17 protein-coding genes are annotated in these 16,419 nt (G+C 50.2%); 2 read left to right on the plus strand and 15 right to left on the minus strand.

What is annotated here, in order from left to right:
- Positions 1-46: 46 nt before the first annotated feature.
- The 15 genes from ACN0S4_RS09030 to ACN0S4_RS09100 form a co-directional block, all read right to left on the minus strand.
- Positions 47-751, minus strand: a complete 705-nt coding sequence (locus tag ACN0S4_RS09030; RefSeq protein ID WP_169930849.1) for an RNA polymerase sigma factor FliA — start codon at positions 749-751, stop codon at positions 47-49.
- A 12-nt stretch (positions 752-763) separates the two neighbouring features.
- Positions 764-1,234: a hypothetical protein gene (locus ACN0S4_RS09035; RefSeq protein ID WP_417657357.1), complete on the minus strand. Its 471-nt coding sequence runs from the start codon at positions 1,232-1,234 to the stop codon at positions 764-766.
- Positions 1,227-3,332: a flagellar biosynthesis protein FlhF gene (gene flhF, locus ACN0S4_RS09040; RefSeq protein WP_417657358.1), complete on the minus strand. Its 2,106-nt coding sequence runs from the start codon at positions 3,330-3,332 to the stop codon at positions 1,227-1,229. Before flhF ends, ACN0S4_RS09035 begins: the two co-directional genes overlap by 8 nt.
- On the minus strand, positions 3,332-5,425 hold the full coding sequence (gene flhA / locus ACN0S4_RS09045) for a flagellar biosynthesis protein FlhA (RefSeq protein WP_417657359.1): 2,094 nt from the start codon (positions 5,423-5,425) through the stop codon (positions 3,332-3,334). The genes flhF and flhA overlap by 1 nt, the downstream gene beginning before the upstream one ends.
- Positions 5,422-6,564, minus strand: coding sequence for a flagellar biosynthesis protein FlhB (gene flhB, locus ACN0S4_RS09050; RefSeq protein ID WP_417657360.1), 1,143 nt, complete (start codon positions 6,562-6,564; stop codon positions 5,422-5,424). Before flhB ends, flhA begins: the two co-directional genes overlap by 4 nt.
- Positions 6,565-6,672: 108 nt before the next feature.
- On the minus strand, positions 6,673-7,584 hold the full coding sequence (motB, locus tag ACN0S4_RS09055) for a flagellar motor protein MotB (RefSeq protein ID WP_417657361.1): 912 nt from the start codon (positions 7,582-7,584) through the stop codon (positions 6,673-6,675).
- Between the two features lie 2 nt (positions 7,585-7,586).
- Positions 7,587-8,450 carry a flagellar motor stator protein MotA gene (gene motA, locus ACN0S4_RS09060; protein ID WP_417657362.1) on the minus strand — a complete coding sequence of 288 codons (864 nt, stop codon included), beginning with the start codon at positions 8,448-8,450 and terminating at the stop codon, positions 7,587-7,589.
- A gap of 52 nt (positions 8,451-8,502) precedes the next feature.
- Entirely contained in the window at positions 8,503-9,069 is a 567-nt protein-coding gene (gene flhC, locus ACN0S4_RS09065) for a flagellar transcriptional regulator FlhC (protein WP_169930856.1), read from the minus strand.
- Positions 9,070-9,071: 2 nt separating this feature from the next.
- Positions 9,072-9,371: a flagellar transcriptional regulator FlhD gene (locus ACN0S4_RS09070; protein WP_169930857.1), complete on the minus strand. Its 300-nt coding sequence runs from the start codon at positions 9,369-9,371 to the stop codon at positions 9,072-9,074.
- Between the two features lie 154 nt (positions 9,372-9,525).
- Positions 9,526-9,801, minus strand: a complete 276-nt coding sequence (locus tag ACN0S4_RS09075; protein WP_417657363.1) for an EscU/YscU/HrcU family type III secretion system export apparatus switch protein — start codon at positions 9,799-9,801, stop codon at positions 9,526-9,528.
- The gene (locus ACN0S4_RS09080; protein ID WP_417657364.1) at positions 9,794-10,555 is read right to left on the minus strand and encodes a flagellar hook-length control protein FliK; all 762 of its coding nucleotides are present in this window, start codon (positions 10,553-10,555) and stop codon (positions 9,794-9,796) included. Before ACN0S4_RS09080 ends, ACN0S4_RS09075 begins: the two co-directional genes overlap by 8 nt.
- Positions 10,556-10,596: 41 nt before the next feature.
- Complete coding sequence (gene fliT, locus ACN0S4_RS09085) at positions 10,597-10,899, minus strand: flagellar protein FliT (RefSeq protein ID WP_169930860.1); 303 nt, start codon at positions 10,897-10,899, stop codon at positions 10,597-10,599.
- A gap of 58 nt (positions 10,900-10,957) precedes the next feature.
- Positions 10,958-11,356: a flagellar export chaperone FliS gene (fliS, locus tag ACN0S4_RS09090; RefSeq protein ID WP_417657365.1), complete on the minus strand. Its 399-nt coding sequence runs from the start codon at positions 11,354-11,356 to the stop codon at positions 10,958-10,960.
- A gap of 15 nt (positions 11,357-11,371) precedes the next feature.
- A complete protein-coding gene (gene fliD / locus ACN0S4_RS09095) occupies positions 11,372-12,724 on the minus strand; it encodes a flagellar filament capping protein FliD (RefSeq protein ID WP_417657366.1) in 1,353 nt (450 codons plus the stop codon).
- 152 nt (positions 12,725-12,876) lie between these two features.
- Positions 12,877-14,568: an HD domain-containing phosphohydrolase gene (locus ACN0S4_RS09100; protein WP_417657367.1), complete on the minus strand. Its 1,692-nt coding sequence runs from the start codon at positions 14,566-14,568 to the stop codon at positions 12,877-12,879.
- A gap of 179 nt (positions 14,569-14,747) precedes the next feature.
- On the opposite strand from ACN0S4_RS09100, the gene ACN0S4_RS09105 reads away from it, so the two are divergent.
- On the plus strand, positions 14,748-15,557 hold the full coding sequence (locus ACN0S4_RS09105; protein ID WP_417657368.1) for a flagellin: 810 nt from the start codon (positions 14,748-14,750) through the stop codon (positions 15,555-15,557).
- 41 nt (positions 15,558-15,598) lie between these two features.
- Positions 15,599-16,396 carry a flagellin gene (locus ACN0S4_RS09110; protein WP_417657369.1) on the plus strand — a complete coding sequence of 266 codons (798 nt, stop codon included), beginning with the start codon at positions 15,599-15,601 and terminating at the stop codon, positions 16,394-16,396.
- Positions 16,397-16,419 lie beyond the last annotated feature (23 nt).

Raw genomic sequence — 16,419 nt, forward strand, 5'->3', positions numbered from 1 at the left:
TTGTTGTTGTTATTAGAGAAGATTCGAGCTTGAGTATAGCCAAAAACTACAAATTGCGTACTCGTGATTGAATGCGCTTAATGGCTTGGCTGTGTAATTGCGACACGCGCGATTCAGTCACGTCGAGTACCGCGCCGATCTCCTTCAAGTTGAGCTCTTCCTGGTAGTACAAAGTGATGACCAGCTGCTCTCGTTCTGGGAGGGTTTCGATGGCATTGATCAGTAATTGTTTAAGCTGAGCTTCCGTGACCTGCTCGGCGGGCGTATCCACACCTTCTTCGGTCGTGGTTTCGCCACCGGGAGCTTCTAGCACAACCTCGTCGTAGGAGAGCACCAAGCCGCTATTCGTATCTTGCAGCAACTGATGATAGTCCTCGATAGACATCTCAAGCTCAGCGGCTATCTCACGCTCTTCAGGGCTACGACCAAGCCGTTGCTCTAAACGCCGCATTGCTTGTTCAAGTTCGCGCCCGCTCCGCCGGACACTGCGTGGAATCCAATCGCGACTGCGCAGCTCATCAATCATCGCGCCTCGCACGCGTTGATGTGCAAAAGTCGAAAACGCCACACCTGCTTCAGGGTCAAACCGGTCGACACAATTCAGTAGGCCTTCCAGACCGGCCTGAATTAAATCATCGGTATCAACTCCAGCCGGCAATCTCACCTGTAACGCCAGCGCTTGGCGGCGCACCATAGGGTAATATTGTTCAACAATGGTGTTGCGGTTTATTTTGCCTTGAGACGTATACATATCGTCCTTTGCCTACCCGTCCTGCGGTTCACGAATAATCAATAATTCAATATCAAAATAGGTTTGAGCAATGTGTTGCACATTACTTAATAAACCTCTGCGAGACGTCATCGCCGGATGCACTGCCAACACTCGTTGGTGGCGCACACCCGCTGCTGAAAGAGCTCGCAACGCCTGATAAGCGCGATAAAAGCTATCAAGGTCTGTATCAATCCACAGCCCCAATCGAGGGTAACTCTGTACCACTTTATCTAACTGCGGGTAGTCAGTGGCTACCGGTATGATTCGCCAACGACTGGCATCGCCAACCCAACGCTTGCCAACTTGCTGCCAGCGTTCGAGCACGCCTTCAACGCGTTGCAGTTGTCCAGGTCCTAGCTGTGGCAAACCGATCACGACCAAGTCTTCTGGCTCACTCAGAAGCGCAGAACCATCGTCGCGCTCTTGTGCCCACTGTCGTAATCCTGCCGCTTGATCAGTCATGTTGCGACCAACCCCTCACTGATTCCGTTTGAATGCCTGCTGAGACTTCACGTAATGCCTGATGTGCAGATAATACTCGAATCATTCCACTCACTAGTTTACTACCATCAACTCGACCCCGTTTACCACTTAACGCCAGCAAATCAGCTCGCAATCGTGCCGCCTGGGGTTGTAACGAATATTCCAAATGAATGGCACTCGCTGCAATGGCTCCAGCTAACCAATGCCGTAGCTCGCTCGGTGCGCCATCAAGCTGCTGCCATGCAAACCGCTGCAGCCGGCCTAGCTCTTCTAGTTGTAAACTATACGTAGTCCGCGCAACCAAGTCATCCACGCTGGCCTGCGCATCGAGAATCCAGTAACGGCGTTGTACGGCTGCTTTGCCCTTGCCACCTTGCAATTCACCGTAACACAGCTGCCAAGGAGCGTCGCTAGCAACGCCATCAACCGCTGCAATTTTGAGCCTTAACGTCCGCGTTTCGCCGCGATAGATTAATTTTTCAGCACCTTGCTGAAGTGGCACGCCTTCGCGCTTAATGATATCGCTGGCCGATCGTACTTGCCCCTGCTGCGCCAACCGATGATTCACATTGACCGCCGCCAGCCACCCACGGCCGCGACTGGTTAACGAGGACAACTCAGTGACTTCCGGCAAATAGTCGAATAATTGTAAGTCCGCTGTCTGGAATTCAGGTACGTCATACCAACTGGCACTCAACATTGGCAAACCACCTTGCGACAACGCCACCGTAGCAGTGCGTTGAGACCAACCTTGCAACGGTTGTGGTGCAGCCCATCGAACTGCTGGCGGCGTGCGTTCCGTGCGTGGTGGTGGTACCTGTCCGTGTTGGTAGGCTTGGGTTACCAAATTGAAATCTGGAATCAACTGCTGGAGCCCAGCTAACGCTGATTGCAAACTTTGTCCCTGATCGACGAGCCGACTCGCATTCAACTGCTGCGGTAACTCCAACTGCCACGCTTGTTGCTCTAGCGCACTCGCTGTTGTTGCATCGCCTAACGCGCAGTTCAGCAAGCTCTCTAGATGAGGCGGCTCGAAATCCTCGGGCACCCGCTGACCACTAGAGATAGCTTGTACTTGAAACTGATGTCGACAAATCACGTCGAGGACACCACCACTATGCGTGCATTCATCGACTTTCGTAATAATACAGTCATTGATTTGGAGGTCACTTTCTTGCGCTATGCGTCGATAAATACGCGCCACCTCGTCCAGCGTCGTTGGTTGTGCAGCCGCATTGAGTAGTAACACTAACTGCGAGGACTGCGACTGTTGTAACGCCGCAATTTTACTCGGCAAGCGCTGATCGCGCTGGCTCATGCCAACCGTGTCCACCAAGATTAACCGCTTACCTTTCATCGGTTCAGCCAATGCTGACAACGAGTCACCGTCACGCAGCGGATGCATGTCGACATTCAAAATATCTGCGTAGACTTCTAACTGCTGTTGAGCACCGACGCGATAGCTATCGGTGGTGACCAACAACAAACTATCGGCACCATGACGCATCACGTACTGTGCTGCCAGCTTTGCTGTCGTCGTGGTTTTTCCCACGCCTGTTGGACCGACCAACGCCACCACACCCGTGGCATCGAGAATAGGCCAGTTCACCTCAGCTACAGCAATTCGTGCACTAATTTGTTCCCGAACCCAACGCTCGATATTAGCCTGAGTAGCACTCGCTACATTCAATGAACTGGGCATATGCGACACAATCTGTCGCGATAACTCATCACTGAAGCCACCGGTTCTTAAACGCCGATATAGGCGACTTCTCTGATCTTCTTGGGATGCCGTTTCGTGAGCGCCAATAGTCGTAGTTTCACGCAATTTAGCTACTTCCGCTCGCAACGCCTGCATTTCTGTCAGTAATTGCTGGGTAATCGAAGCAAAATCCAGTGGTGCAGCAGCCGTCTCTGGCGCGAGTTGATCTAAATCCGCTTCAAGTGCAGCAAGTACGAGCACTCCCTGAGCGTCCGGGCGCGTGCTGAGAATCACCGCATCGTCACCAAGCTTTTCACGAACTTGTCGCATGACATCACGCTGGTTGGCTGCGATAAACTTTTGCACCAAAGCCATTATTGACCACCGCCTTGATTCGCCTGCGCACCAATCACACTAATGACTTTAATAGTGCGGTCGTCTGGGATCTCCGCTTGTGATAACACCGCTAAATCCGGTAACTGGCGGCGCAAGAAATGCGCCAGCAAACCGCGTAAATGATGCGGAGCTACGAGAACTGTCGGAAGCCCCATAGTTTCGAGTCGCTGCATAGCTTGTTGCGTTTGCTGCGCCAATGTATGCGCGAGGCCTGGTTCCAACGAACTGTTTTGATTTAATGCTTGAGTCAACATTTGCTCCAGCTGCACGTCCAAGCCAATCACTTGCAGTTCCGAGGTGCCACCAAACCACTTCTGCGTAATGGCTCGACCTAAGGCCAAACGCACGCGTGCGGTAAGGTCATGCACGTCGGTTTGCTGGCCTTCAAACTCCGCAAGCGTGTCGAAAATGGTGCGTAAATCGCGAATCGAAACATCTTCATTCAGCAAATTCTGGAGCAGTCTTTGCAGCGTCGTTACCGTCACGCACTTCGGCACCACATCTTCTACTAAGGCTTTATTCTCTTCTGCTAGCTTATCAACCAATTGCTGCACTTCCTGACGGCCGAGCAAGTCAGCTGCATAGCGTTGCAACAAATGATTCAAATGGGTGGCAACGACCGTACTCGCATCCACGACGGTATACCCATAAATTTGTGCGTGCTCACGCTGGTCGGACTGAATCCATAGCGCTGGTAGGCCGAATGCAGGGTCTTTAGTGGCAATGCCCTCTACCGAGCCAGTGACCTGACCTGGGTTAATGGCTAACCAGCGGTCCGGCTGGATATCGGCACGGCCAACTTCGCCACCTTTCAAAGTAATGCAGTAGGTTGTCGGTGGTAGTTCCAAGTTATCGCGAATATGCACCACCGGCGGCAAGAAGCCGACCTCCTGGGCGAACTTCTTCCGAACACTTTTTATCCGCCCCAGCAATTCACCATGCTGGGTATCATCAACCAAGGTTATGAGGCGATGCCCTACTTCCATACCCAGCGTATCGACCAGTTGCACGTCCTGCCAGCTTGCCTCTGGCGAACTAAAACTTGGTGCTGGCGTCGCAGCTTCAGCCGCTTGTACCAGCGCTTGTTGCGCTTGATTCTTCTGCAAATACCAACCAATGCCACCTAATAGTGCGGCAAATAGCAGGAAGATAAAGTTTGGCATGCCAGGGATAGCACCCAGCAAACCAATGACGCCAGCAGCTAACCACAAAACTTTAGGGCTCACAAACAGCTGCTTTAAAAGTTGCTGCCCGACGTCTTGGTCGGTGTTCACTCGAGACACGGTAACACCGGCCGCTGTAGAGATAATCAGCGCTGGAATCTGTGCCACTAGACCATCACCAATGGTCAGCAAAATATAGACTTGAGCCGCGTCGCCGAAACCCATGCCGTGCTGCATGGTTCCGATCAAAAGACCACCGATGATATTCACAATCATGATGATCATGCCGGCGACAGCATCGCCACGGACGAACTTACTCGCACCGTCCATGGAACCGTAGAACTCAGCTTCCTGGCCAACCTCTTGACGCCGACGCCGTGCTTCATCCTCACCAATTAGTCCTGCATTCAAATCCGCATCAATGGCCATTTGTTTGCCCGGCATCGCATCCAAGGTAAACCGTGCGCCAACCTCTGCAATACGGCCCGCACCTTTGGTAATAACCATAAAGTTGATGATCACGAGAATCAGGAATACGACTAAACCAACCGCAAAGTTACCGCCAACAAGGAACTCACCAAACGCTTCGATCACTTTACCGGCCGCATCGCCGCCGTTGTGTCCTTCCATCAAGACCACACGCGTCGACGCAACGTTGAGTGACAAGCGCAACAATGTCGTAAAGAGCAAAATGGCTGGAAACGCTGCAAACTCGAGCGGCTTTTCGGTAAACATGCTGACCAACAGCACCATCAATGACAAGGCAATGTTGAAGGTGAACAGGAAGTCGAGAATGAAAGGCGGTAATGGCAGTACCATCATCGCCAAAATCATTAATATGAGTACTGGGCCAACCAAAACCTGCAGTTGGGTGCCATTGATTTTGCCCATGCTCGTTAAGAGGTTCATGAGGCCTCCACTTGCATGTTTTCAGGCACCAAGATGTTGCGCGGTGTCGGCGGGAAAACGCCATCGCCACGCGCTGCTTTCTTCAATTGGAACGCCCACGCCAATACCTCAGCAACGGCGGTGTATAGATCAGCTGGAATTTCACGTCCAATGTCCACATGACGATTCAATGCCCGTGCGAGTGGCGGAGCTTCTAACAACGGCACATCATGCTCGGCGGCTATTTCGCGAATACGTTGTGCAATTAAGTCGGTTCCTTTTGCCACCACTTTCGGTGCGCCACTACCAATTTCGTCATACTTGAGTGCCACAGCATAGTGTGTCGGGTTGGTCACAATCACATCCGCACTGGGCACATCGACCATCATACGGCGGCGCGCCATGGCTTGTTGTTGCTGCCGAATTTTCGCTTTTAGGTGCGGGTCACCCTCGGTTTCTTTGTTCTCACGCTTCACTTCGTCTTTGGTCATCCGCAGCTTTTTGTTGTGCGTAAAAATTTGATACGGAACGTCGAATAGCACCACAACCACCAGCACCATAACCATCAGTAAACACGCCAGTGCTGCCAGTTCCAGCGCGCTATACAGTGCCTCTCGAGTTGGCAAGGTCATTAATCCCATGAACGTTTCACGATTCGACCACAAGAACAGGCATAACACACCGCCGACCAAAATGGTCTTGGCGATAGCCTTACCTAATTCAGCAAGTGACTGGCTAGAGAAAATACGTTTGAGGCCTTTGGCTAAGCTGAGTTTATCGAGCTTTGGCTGCATTGATTTAGCGGAGATTAGCCAGCCACCCAACAATGCCGGAGCCACCAACGCCAGCACTACCATCACGACGAATAGCGGCAACAGCGCGAATAAAGCCTGCTCCGCAAGCCCTAAGGTGTTGGTCAGCATGGGACCGGGTTCTGTTACCGCTAGCCGCTCAAATAGAAAAGCTTGCTCCATGACTGTGCCCAGTCGAGCATAAATATCGGAGCTCATTCCCCACAACGCAATAAGCCCGCCGAACAGCAACACAAAAGTGGTCAGCTCGCGCGATCGCGCAACCTGACCTTCATCCCTCGACTTTTGTATTCGTCGGGGTGTGGGGTCTTCTGTTTTTTCCTGATCGCTTTGCTGTTGCTCGGCCATCTCACTTTTCCAACAGGGACAATTCGGGACTCTGTTGGCTAGTGTGCCGCATAGCAATTAAAAATGAATGGTGGAATAACGGTGTTTTGGCCGCTTATTTCAAGCTTTCTAGTTGGCTCCGGTCGGCGCAGTCATAGTGGGACCTGCTCCATCAGTCGGCTCACTCAAAATATCAAACTGATCGCCTTTGAAGAAGCCCTGTTGCTTGATGAACTCAGCAGATTCAGACGTGTGTACCACGAGTGTAATACGCCGATTCATAGGGTCGTTTGCTGCCACATCTTCCATCGGGATCCGATCCGCAACGCCCATCACCAGCAACAATTTCTCGGACATCAGTCCACCCTGAACCAGTTCGATTCGCGAGGCATTGGCTCGGTCCGACGATAGCTCCCAGTTGCTGTAACCGACTTCGCCACCCGAATAAGGAATACTGTCTGTGTGACCACTGATGGTCACTTCATTTGGAATTTCGTTCAATAACGGTGCAATCGTCCGCAACAACTGTCGCATGTAAGGTGCTACTTCATCACTGCCGAGTTCAAACATCGGTCGCTGTTCCGAATCGACTACCATAATGCGCAGGCCCTCACGGGTAATGTCGAAGCGCAACTGATCACGAATACTCCGCAGCTCAGGATCAGCATTCACTGCACGTTCGACGCGCTGGCGAAGGTTTTGAAAGTGACGGCGAACGTCAGATGGACGCGTCTCTCGACGCAAATCGATTCGGGCTTGCTCGCCTTCAGCATGAGACGGGTCCGCACCACCGCCCTGGATTGCTGATGCTGCCGCGGAATTTCGATCGCCACTACTCAAAGCGACGACTAATGGTGTGCGAAAATATTCAGAGATGCTCTGCCGATCTTTCTCGCTCGACATCGACAAAATCCACATCGTCAAAAACAACGCCATCAACGCGGTCATGAAGTCTGCAAGCGCAATCTTCCAACTACCGCCGTGGTGCTTCTTGACGATTTTTTTGCGTCGAATAATTATCGGGCGTTTGTCATCAGACATGGTTAGGCTTCCGCTTTCGCTCCGCGAACGTGATCTTCAAGCTCGTTGAAGGTTGGACGCTCGGCAGTGTGAAGTGCTTTACGACCAAACTCGACGGCTAGTTGTGGTGCATAGCCATGCATGCTTGCGAGTAATGTGACACGGATAGTCTGCAGTGCCTTCACGGCCTCTGCAATTTGGTGTTCGAGTCGACTCGCAGCTGGATTGATGAAGCCGTAACCCAACAAAATACCCAGGAACGTTCCGACCAATGCGTGCGCGATCATGGTCCCCATAACATCAGGTGGCACATCCGCAGCACTGAGCGCTCGGACTACACCAAGTACAGCTGCGACGATACCAAAGGCTGGCATCGCATCGCCGACCTTAGTCAGTGCCTCAGCAGGAATTTCTGCTTCTTGCTCAAAGGTTTCAATTTCATGCAGCATCAGCTCATCGAGCTCTTGCGGGTTCATGTTGCCGGAAATCATCAACCGCAGATAATCGTTGATAAAATTGAGCATCATCTCGTCTTCAAGAATATCTGGATGCTCAGTAAAAACGGTACTTTCTTGTGGATTCTCGATATCACGTTCAACGGCTAACATGCCGTCGCGACGCATTTTATTGAGGAGTTTATAGAGTACCGCTAGTAATTCGAGGTAGGTTTCGCTGTTGTATTTTGACACGCGCTTCAAACGACTAAAGGCCTTGAAGGTAGCCTTGATGGCTTTGCCATTGTTTGCCGCAACGAAAGCGCCAACGCCTGCACCACCTATGATCAGCAGTTCTAGCGGCTGGAACAGGGGACCTAAGCTGCCGCCTGCCATCGCAAAACCACCAAACACCGAAAATATAACGATGATAAAACCTATCGGTATCAGCACGAGCGTCTTCCTTAAGTAATGAAACGTCTTCTATGCTGTTTGTATCGGCGTACTAGCGAGAAACTTGAGCTTCTTTTACAGATTTTTCGCAGTCTTTGATAAGCGGCTTACCCGCTCGAGAGGGAGGTTGGCAGACACCACAGACGTAGTCGCTGTCCGGTGTATGCGCGTGATTCACAAAGTTGAGCTTACAACTGGTGCAAGTGGACAGTTGGAACATGTCGCTTTCAAAAAAGCGCACTAATGTCCACGCGCGAGTGAGCGCGAGTACTTCTTCACTGCCCGTGCCACGCAAGTGTTCTTGATACATGCGATAAGCCTTGATAAAGGCTTGCATGCGCTCCAACCCCTGCTGATTGTGGAAGCGATCATAAATCGTGTAGAAGAATGATGCGTGTATATTCGGCATCCAGGTTAAGAACCAATCGGTCGAAAACGGAAGCATTCCTTTCGGTGGCGACTTCCCAGCAACTTCTTTATACAACCTGACCAAACGGCCACGGTTTAAAGCAACTTCTGATTCAAGCACTTGAAGCCGCGCTCCCAATTCGATCAACTCGATTGCGAGCTGAACTTGGTTGAGTTCGTCTAAAAGTTTGGTACTGGATTGACTTGTCATGGTTACGCCGTTGCCATCAACATTGCTAAATGGGTTTCCTGTAAACCGGTATCCCGTTTATTTTCAAATACTGCACGCAATTGTTGGGCTGACGCTAACTGGGGGCGCAATACACTTTGTTGCTGACGAGCCAATAATGTCATCTCACGAACGGTCAGATTAGCGAGCAAATCGGCAAGATCAGCGTCTATTTTTAAGCGAAAAATCGCCGTTTCACGATCTTCTAAGATCAGTTTTTGTACTAACAGCAAGTAGCTCAGATTCAAATCTTGGAGTTCTTCGAGGGTTCGGCTCTGAGACATTGGTTAAAATTCCTACAATTAGACAGTTACATGATCTTACAGGATGACTTTTACCAAAGAATTACAATGTTGGTCAACCGTAAAGAGAAAAGAATTTTACGATCGTAATCATACTAAATACGATCAAAATTGTTGAATTGTAGGATTATGAAGATTAGGATATTTGATTTCTCTCGACATTTCGAACCCATACCAACAACTCCGAAACAATATCCCAGAGCATTTGCGGTACATAGTCATCTAAGTCGAGTTGACACAATAAATCGACCAACTCCGGGTCGTCATGAATAAAGACTCCATGAGCGTGAGCGGTTTCGATGATCTTTATAGCTAATTCCCCCTCGCCTTTTGCGATAACTCGCGGCGCTTGGTCGAATGCTTGGTAGCGCAAAGCGATTGCGCGCTGCTTACGTTGGTCTGAATCACTCATGCTCACCTCCTCCAGTCAGCGCTGAACCAGCCACAACCACTGGGTCCAGTTGCAATCCAAGATTCTTCAACCGCTGTTCCAATGATTCAAGCTCCGTTCGCAATGCACTGACATGTTCATCGGCAACTTGTAACTTCAATTGCAGATGTTGCGGCTGCCAACGAATCGATGCGCGCACTTCACCGAGTTGCGGCAGCGTAATTTTCAATTGCGTGGACCAAGTTGGTGTTTCTACCTCGGCATTATTCTCATTGCGTTCGCGCCAGCGTTTGATCAATGGATGCGGGTCCACCTGCACCGCCAATTGCAACAACGCATGTGGCCAAGGTTCAACATCCCAGCGCAGCACACCGTGTTGAACCAACTCCAGTTGTTGTTGCAGCAGTGGCTGATTTTGCGCAGCGGGTTGCTGCATTTGCGGTTGTCGCATCAATTGTGGCATGGGTAGTTTGCCCTGCTGCCATTGCTGCACTGCACGCTCGTAAAATAGCCCCGACTTTTCCATCGTCTGCCGAAGTTGCGACGATAGTCGTGGCGCATCCAGGTTTTCACTGGCAGGAAAAAGTGGTGTAGTTGGTTGTTGCGCTCGGGCGGAACCTGCTGAGGGTTGTTGTTGGTGATGTTGAACGAGCGTAAGAAAGCGGGCGAGTTGTTGGCCAGTGGCACTAAATTCAGTTGCTGTGCCTGTTGGTACCGCAGCTTGCACCGGCAACATTTGCCGCGGCATTAAAACGACTTCTGTACGTTGCTTCATCACTTGATGAACCAACGTATCGAGAAGTGGTGTGATGCTACTCAATTGCGATAACTATGCTCGAGCTTTTGCTTTTTCTGCATGCTGAGCAGAGTCTCTTCAAGTTTTGCACGGCGGGCAATCAAGCGTTCACGAATTTCGCGGTCTTGATCCATGATTTTATGTAGCAACTGCAATTTTTGAAGTTGCTGATCATCGTCCAACTGCACATGCGGCTCATGCTGGCTCAAACGTTCTACTTCACGAACGTAGTTGACTTCCGTTTCTATCAGCGCATCCCAATCTTCGTTGCGAACGTTCGCAAGCATTTGATTGGAATGTTCTAAGAGAGCCTGATACGACATAACAACCTCCATTGGCGTCATATATTTACATTGTACCTGCGGCTGCGCATTCATGAGCTTACGCGCCTTCTACCTCGGATCCGATCTCTTGCCAAGCGGAACCGATATCGTTTAAGAGACGCGCCGCCTCTTCTAATAACTGCGCATTATTGTGCAGGTTTGCACGCAACAATAAGTCACTGACGTAGTGATAAAGCTGCTCGAGTTGCAGGGCAATATCACCACCCTTTTCTTTATCTAATGCAGCGAGTAGGCCTTGATTGACAATATCTAAAGCCTTACCAATTGCTTTACCTTTTTCACTGGTATTGCCATTTTCTAGATGCAGTTGCGCTGCTTTGATTTGCTTTTGAGCTCCTTCGAACAACAACGCAATCAATTTGTGCGGGCTTGCTGAAAGCACATGACTTTCAACACCAACTCGACCGTATGCCGCTGCTCCACGCATTCCGTACATGAGAAGACCTCGCTCTTATCCTTTACCTAGCTGTGCATCCATTGCAGCAAACTGCTGCCCCAGGTACGCGCTGGTTGAATTCATACTGGCAATCAGACTATCCAGCTGCGCAAACTGTTTGCGATAACGCTCGACCGTAGTCGCAATCAAATCTTCTTCACGAATGAAGCGATCTTCAAGACGATCGATTTGGCTTTTGAAGCCTTCAGTACGAGTCGCTATTGGGCCATTGTCAGCCAACAGTTGCTCAAGTGCTGTCGACGTTTGCTTCGCAAAGCCATCTGCCGTTGCAGTACCTGCAAAGAATGTCGTTACCTTGGCTAAATCAGTGGTACTTAGTTCTGCTAATCGCGCTTCGTCCACTTCTAATTTGCCGCCTAATTGACGGGAAATGCCGAGGTCACTTAAACGGGAAAAATCACCCTCAGCTACCTGATTGCCGAGAATCGAACGCAGTGCGCTCTCTACAGATCGTAAGCCGCTATCGCCGAGTAATTGACCAGCAACACCGGTTTCAACATCAAAATTATTGAGCGACCCAATGGTGTCCTGCAGCTCGTTATAGGCATCAACAAATGCGCTGATCGAGCCTTGAATAGTTTCTTGGTCACGAACAACGTTTACGGTTCCCGTGCCTGCGGTGGTCAAACTCAACGCAACACCTTCAATCGCACCTTCCACTTGGTTGGTTTGGCTGGAGATGGTGATACCATTCACACTCAGTGAAGCATTTTGTGCAGTAATCTCGGTGCTTGCATCAGTCCCCATGGACAATGCTAAATCACCGGTATAGGCCAAGCTGGTAATGGCTGCGTCAGTACCCGTTTGAGCTGAACTCAACACTAAACGGTAAGGCGTGCCTGATCCGTCGTTGACGATGGATGCTCGAACGTCGGACTGCTGGGCATTGATGGCATCGCGTACATCAGCCAATGAACTCGAGGCTGCATCTACTGCAACGCTGAATGAGGTCCCATTACCCAAAGCAATATCAACTGAGCCAGCACCTAATTCTGCGGTGTCATCGGCGACACCAAAGCTCGCAATACTATAGTTGCGCGCTAAATTATTGACCGTGACAGCATAGCTGCCCGGAGCAGCAGTATTGTTTGCTGCTACGCTAATTCCATCAAATGAGGAGTTGCTGGTGGTTGCCGCGAAAGTCTCCGCAGTACTTAACTTAGTGGCCGCCTCTTGGAATGCCGACAGTGCACCCTCAAGCTTGCCGTAAGCAGAAATCTGCGCTTCGACACTACGCCGTTGTTGCGTGATCGGCTGCAGGCGTTGCCGTTCAGCTGCTTCAAGCTGATTCAGCAATCCGTTCAGGTCTAACCCCGAACCTACTCCCAGTGATGAAATTGAAGCCATAATTCATGTTCCTGTTTAACTGACTTGATGATGCCCGACTTTTGCACCATGCAAAGCCAATAAAAACCGCGTTAAAAATACGCATTTCAAGTTATCGACCAACTAAAGCAAAACTTTAGAAGTTTTTTGAAACACGTAGTCCATGTTTAAAACTAGTAATCAGGGGCAATCACATCGACGATGCGACCGACTTCTTGTAGCGACGCAAGCTCAACCGCATCGCCGAGCTTATCGTCTGGTGCGCCTTTGTGCGGCGTCAATCGAACGTGGGATATCCGTCGTTGCTTATCCAAGCCGACCACCCAAGCCAATTGCCCGTGTTCAAACTTAACCAAAGTACCGATCGGAATTCCACCAAAATGTTGTTGATACTTATGTATCCAATTCGCGTCAAATTCATCAGGCCTTGCGTCAACAAATTTCCATGCAGATACAGTTGACAGCCCCTTACGATCAGGACGTCCGCGTTGCAAGGCATCTATCACATCGACTACGGCAGCGGCGCGCGCTAATTGCCCCAGTTTGTCGCTCCGACTCTCCGCAGGATATCCAGAGCCATTGAGGCGCTCGTTAATCTGCTCGATTACATTAAATTGAATTACTGGCGACAACCACTTGCACGTAGTCATCTTGTCCATCAGCATCATGACGTGGGTTTGCATCTGCTCATAAACCTCTGTGCTCAGCGTTGTTGCACGCCATATTTCAGCAGGTAGTAAGCCCTTACCGATATCATGAATCATGGCGCACGCAGCCACGGCTTTACGAACATCTCGCGGTACCTTCGTCGCACTCAACAAATCGACCAAGCGCACAGCAACCGCTAGACCATGACGAATCCACCGTGACTCCCGGTGAATACAATGCACGGCAAACAGGGCTTCCTCGCGGCTATCATCAAGCATGTCGAGCAGGCGATCAGCGTGCTGTGACAGTTGACTGGAATTCATGGGTTGGCCTTGCCGCAACGAGACCATCTGACTGTCGAGGTACCCCGCAATTCGAGCTAACCGGCGTGCCATTGGGGTCGCATAGGCATGTCCTTGCCGGCGACCAAGCTTATTCTCATCACCTTCTTTAACTTGGAATAGCTCTGAGGGCTGCCGATTGTTATCACCCTCAATAGCATTGCGACTGGCCTCGCGTTCAATTTCGCGAACAAAATCCCAGAGCTGCCGTTCATCTGCTTTGCTGATGTTGTCGAATTCAAAGCCTACCGCTAACACTTGCCGATCATTGTCGGTGCGGATGTGCTTCACGACCGACTTCACTTCAAAACGTGATCCATTTGGGAAATACAGCTCGATTCCCGTTTCTAAATTAGGCAGTACTTTCGATACACCATCTTGAGCAAAGAACTCCGCCAAGCAACCGGTTGCTGACAAATCCTTTAGGTCACCTTGCAGCTCTACCTCTTCGCCCTGCTCGTTATCGCTACTCCGCAAGATAACGCCGACATCCATACCCATGCGCAGCGTTGCCCGGAAGCTAGCACGACGTTGTTGTACATTGATCTCGGTTGGCCAGTCCGCATAAGCAAACAACCGACCTTCTACGGTGGTTAATTCGCGCATCTTCATGGGATTTGAACGAACGAGGCCACCAGGGGTGTAGCCTTTCAAAAGAAACGTTACGCCACGCCGCAAAGGTGGAGCTAAATCGCGAACCGCGGTCAAGTCAAATAAGAGGTAATCCTCCTCTTCTTGCTCGAGCAAAATGACCGGGTGATCATCAGAGCCTTGTGTTGTGAGCTGAATCGACGCCACGCCCGGTTGGCTCAGCGCCTCATAATAAGTCGCGAGCTCAACCACACTATTAACGGGTGTAAATTCAATTTCAGTCACAATTCTTTTCCATTCAGGGTAGCGCTCAATATATCGGCTCATAGCGCAGAAACTTTAGAAAGCGCGTCGATTTAACCTGCTTCGTAAAATTTATTAAAGGTTTTTTTTGGCAGACCGATAACAGCGGATGACGGCAGGCCATTTTGGCAGCCCTCTTTTCGAAACAAAAGGAAACGACTATGTCAGTCATCAATACCAACATTACCTCGCTGATTGGTCAGCAGAATCTGCAGAAGTCGCAGTCATCGCTGCAAACTTCGATGGAGCGTCTGTCTTCGGGCCTGCGTATTAACAGCGCCAAAGACGATGCTGCTGGTCAAGCCATCGCGAACAAAATGACCGCGCAAATTCGTGGTCTATCTCAAGCACAACGAAATGCCAACGACGGTATTTCTTTGGCGCAAACCGCTGAAGGTTCATTGAACCAAATCAACGATAACTTGCAGCGTATTCGTGAGTTAACCGTGCAAGCACAAAACGGTACTAACTCTGCCGACGACGTGACTTCAATCCAAGCTGAAGTAGATGAGCGCTTAGCTGAAATCGCACGTGTAGTTGACGAATCTGAGTTCAATGGCAACGCATTGTTTGACCCAGCTGCAGACTTCGATATTCAAGTTGGCGCTAAAGACGGTCAGGTGATCACTATTGCTGCAGCAACCTTAGCCTCAGCAGCGTTTGATTTAGGTACATTTGATGTATCTGGTGCAACGGCTGGTGATGATTTGGCAGCACTTGATACAGCAATCGGCGCTGTTGATGGCACGCGTTCTAACTTAGGTGCGGTGCAGAACCGTCTTGAGTCAGCTATCGATAACATCAGCACTACCGTCGCTAACTTGTCAGCTGCACGTTCACGTATCGAAGATGCGGACTATGCGGTTGAAGTCAGCAACATGACTCGTTCACAGATTTTGCAACAAGCAGGTACTTCGGTCTTAGCTCAGGCTAACCAGGTTCCACAGGGCGTGTTATCACTGTTGGGTTAATCCCAGCAGTGATGCGCTTCTTTTACTAAGAGGACATTACTATGTCAGTTATTAATACCAATATCACTTCGTTGATTGGTCAGCAGAACCTGCAGAAATCACAGTCAGCTCTGCAGACTTCTATGGAGCGTTTGTCATCAGGTTTGCGCATTAACAGTGCCAAAGATGATGCAGCGGGCCAGGCTATCGCGAACAAAATGACGTCACAAATTCGTGGCTTAACTCAAGCCCAGCGTAATGCCAACGATGGTATTTCACTCGCACAAACTGCTGAAGGTTCATTGAACCAAATCAACGACAACTTACAGCGTATTCGTGAGTTAGCAGTTCAGGCTGAAAACGGTACCAACTCGGTAGACGACGTTGCTTCGATTCAGGCAGAAGTTGATGAGCGTTTAGCTGAAATTTCTCGTGTTGTAACTGAGTCTGAGTTCAATGGTAATGCATTGTTCACAGCTGGCGCCGACACTACATTCACAATTCAAGTGGGTGCTAAAGACGCACAAACGATTGACGTTGTAGTCGCTGACTCAGCCGACTATAACCTCGCTGCATTTGCAGTTGGTACTGATACGCTTGCCACACTAGACACAGCTATTGCAGCTGTGGATAGCACGCGTTCAAACCTCGGTGCGATCCAAAACCGGATGGAATCAGCTATTGATAACATCAGCACCACGGTCGCTAACTTATCTGCTGCTCGGTCACGTATCGAAGATGCTGACTATGCTGTAGAAGTAAGCAACATGACCCGTTCGCAGATCTTGCAACAGGCAGGTACTTCAGTATTAGCGCAGGCGAACCAGGTACCACAGGGCGTATTGTCACTGTTGGGTTAATTCCAATAGCTTGATAATCGACC

This window comes from Pseudidiomarina aestuarii (assembly GCF_048263735.1).
Taxonomy (GTDB): domain Bacteria; phylum Pseudomonadota; class Gammaproteobacteria; order Enterobacterales; family Alteromonadaceae; genus Pseudidiomarina; species Pseudidiomarina aestuarii_B.

Excerpts from the sequence above, each read along its gene's own strand:
- ACN0S4_RS09030 (WP_169930849.1), bottom strand. The coding sequence starts at position 751 with ATGTATACGTCTCAAGGCAAAATAAACCGCAACACCATTGTTGAACAA.
- ACN0S4_RS09035 (WP_417657357.1), bottom strand. The coding sequence starts at position 1,234 with ATGACTGATCAAGCGGCAGGATTACGACAGTGGGCACAAGAGCGCGAC.
- flhF (WP_417657358.1), bottom strand. The coding sequence starts at position 3,332 with ATGGCTTTGGTGCAAAAGTTTATCGCAGCCAACCAGCGTGATGTCATG.
- flhA (WP_417657359.1), bottom strand. The coding sequence starts at position 5,425 with ATGAACCTCTTAACGAGCATGGGCAAAATCAATGGCACCCAACTGCAG.
- flhB (WP_417657360.1), bottom strand. The coding sequence starts at position 6,564 with ATGGCCGAGCAACAGCAAAGCGATCAGGAAAAAACAGAAGACCCCACA.
- motB (WP_417657361.1), bottom strand. The coding sequence starts at position 7,584 with ATGTCTGATGACAAACGCCCGATAATTATTCGACGCAAAAAAATCGTC.
- flhC (WP_169930856.1), bottom strand. The coding sequence starts at position 9,069 with ATGACAAGTCAATCCAGTACCAAACTTTTAGACGAACTCAACCAAGTT.
- ACN0S4_RS09070 (WP_169930857.1), bottom strand. The coding sequence starts at position 9,371 with ATGTCTCAGAGCCGAACCCTCGAAGAACTCCAAGATTTGAATCTGAGC.
- ACN0S4_RS09075 (WP_417657363.1), bottom strand. The coding sequence starts at position 9,801 with ATGAGTGATTCAGACCAACGTAAGCAGCGCGCAATCGCTTTGCGCTAC.
- ACN0S4_RS09080 (WP_417657364.1), bottom strand. The coding sequence starts at position 10,555 with ATGAAGCAACGTACAGAAGTCGTTTTAATGCCGCGGCAAATGTTGCCG.
- fliT (WP_169930860.1), bottom strand. The coding sequence starts at position 10,899 with ATGTCGTATCAGGCTCTCTTAGAACATTCCAATCAAATGCTTGCGAAC.
- fliS (WP_417657365.1), bottom strand. The coding sequence starts at position 11,356 with ATGTACGGAATGCGTGGAGCAGCGGCATACGGTCGAGTTGGTGTTGAA.
- fliD (WP_417657366.1), bottom strand. The coding sequence starts at position 12,724 with ATGGCTTCAATTTCATCACTGGGAGTAGGTTCGGGGTTAGACCTGAAC.
- ACN0S4_RS09105 (WP_417657368.1), top strand. The coding sequence starts at position 14,748 with ATGTCAGTCATCAATACCAACATTACCTCGCTGATTGGTCAGCAGAAT.
- ACN0S4_RS09110 (WP_417657369.1), top strand. The coding sequence starts at position 15,599 with ATGTCAGTTATTAATACCAATATCACTTCGTTGATTGGTCAGCAGAAC.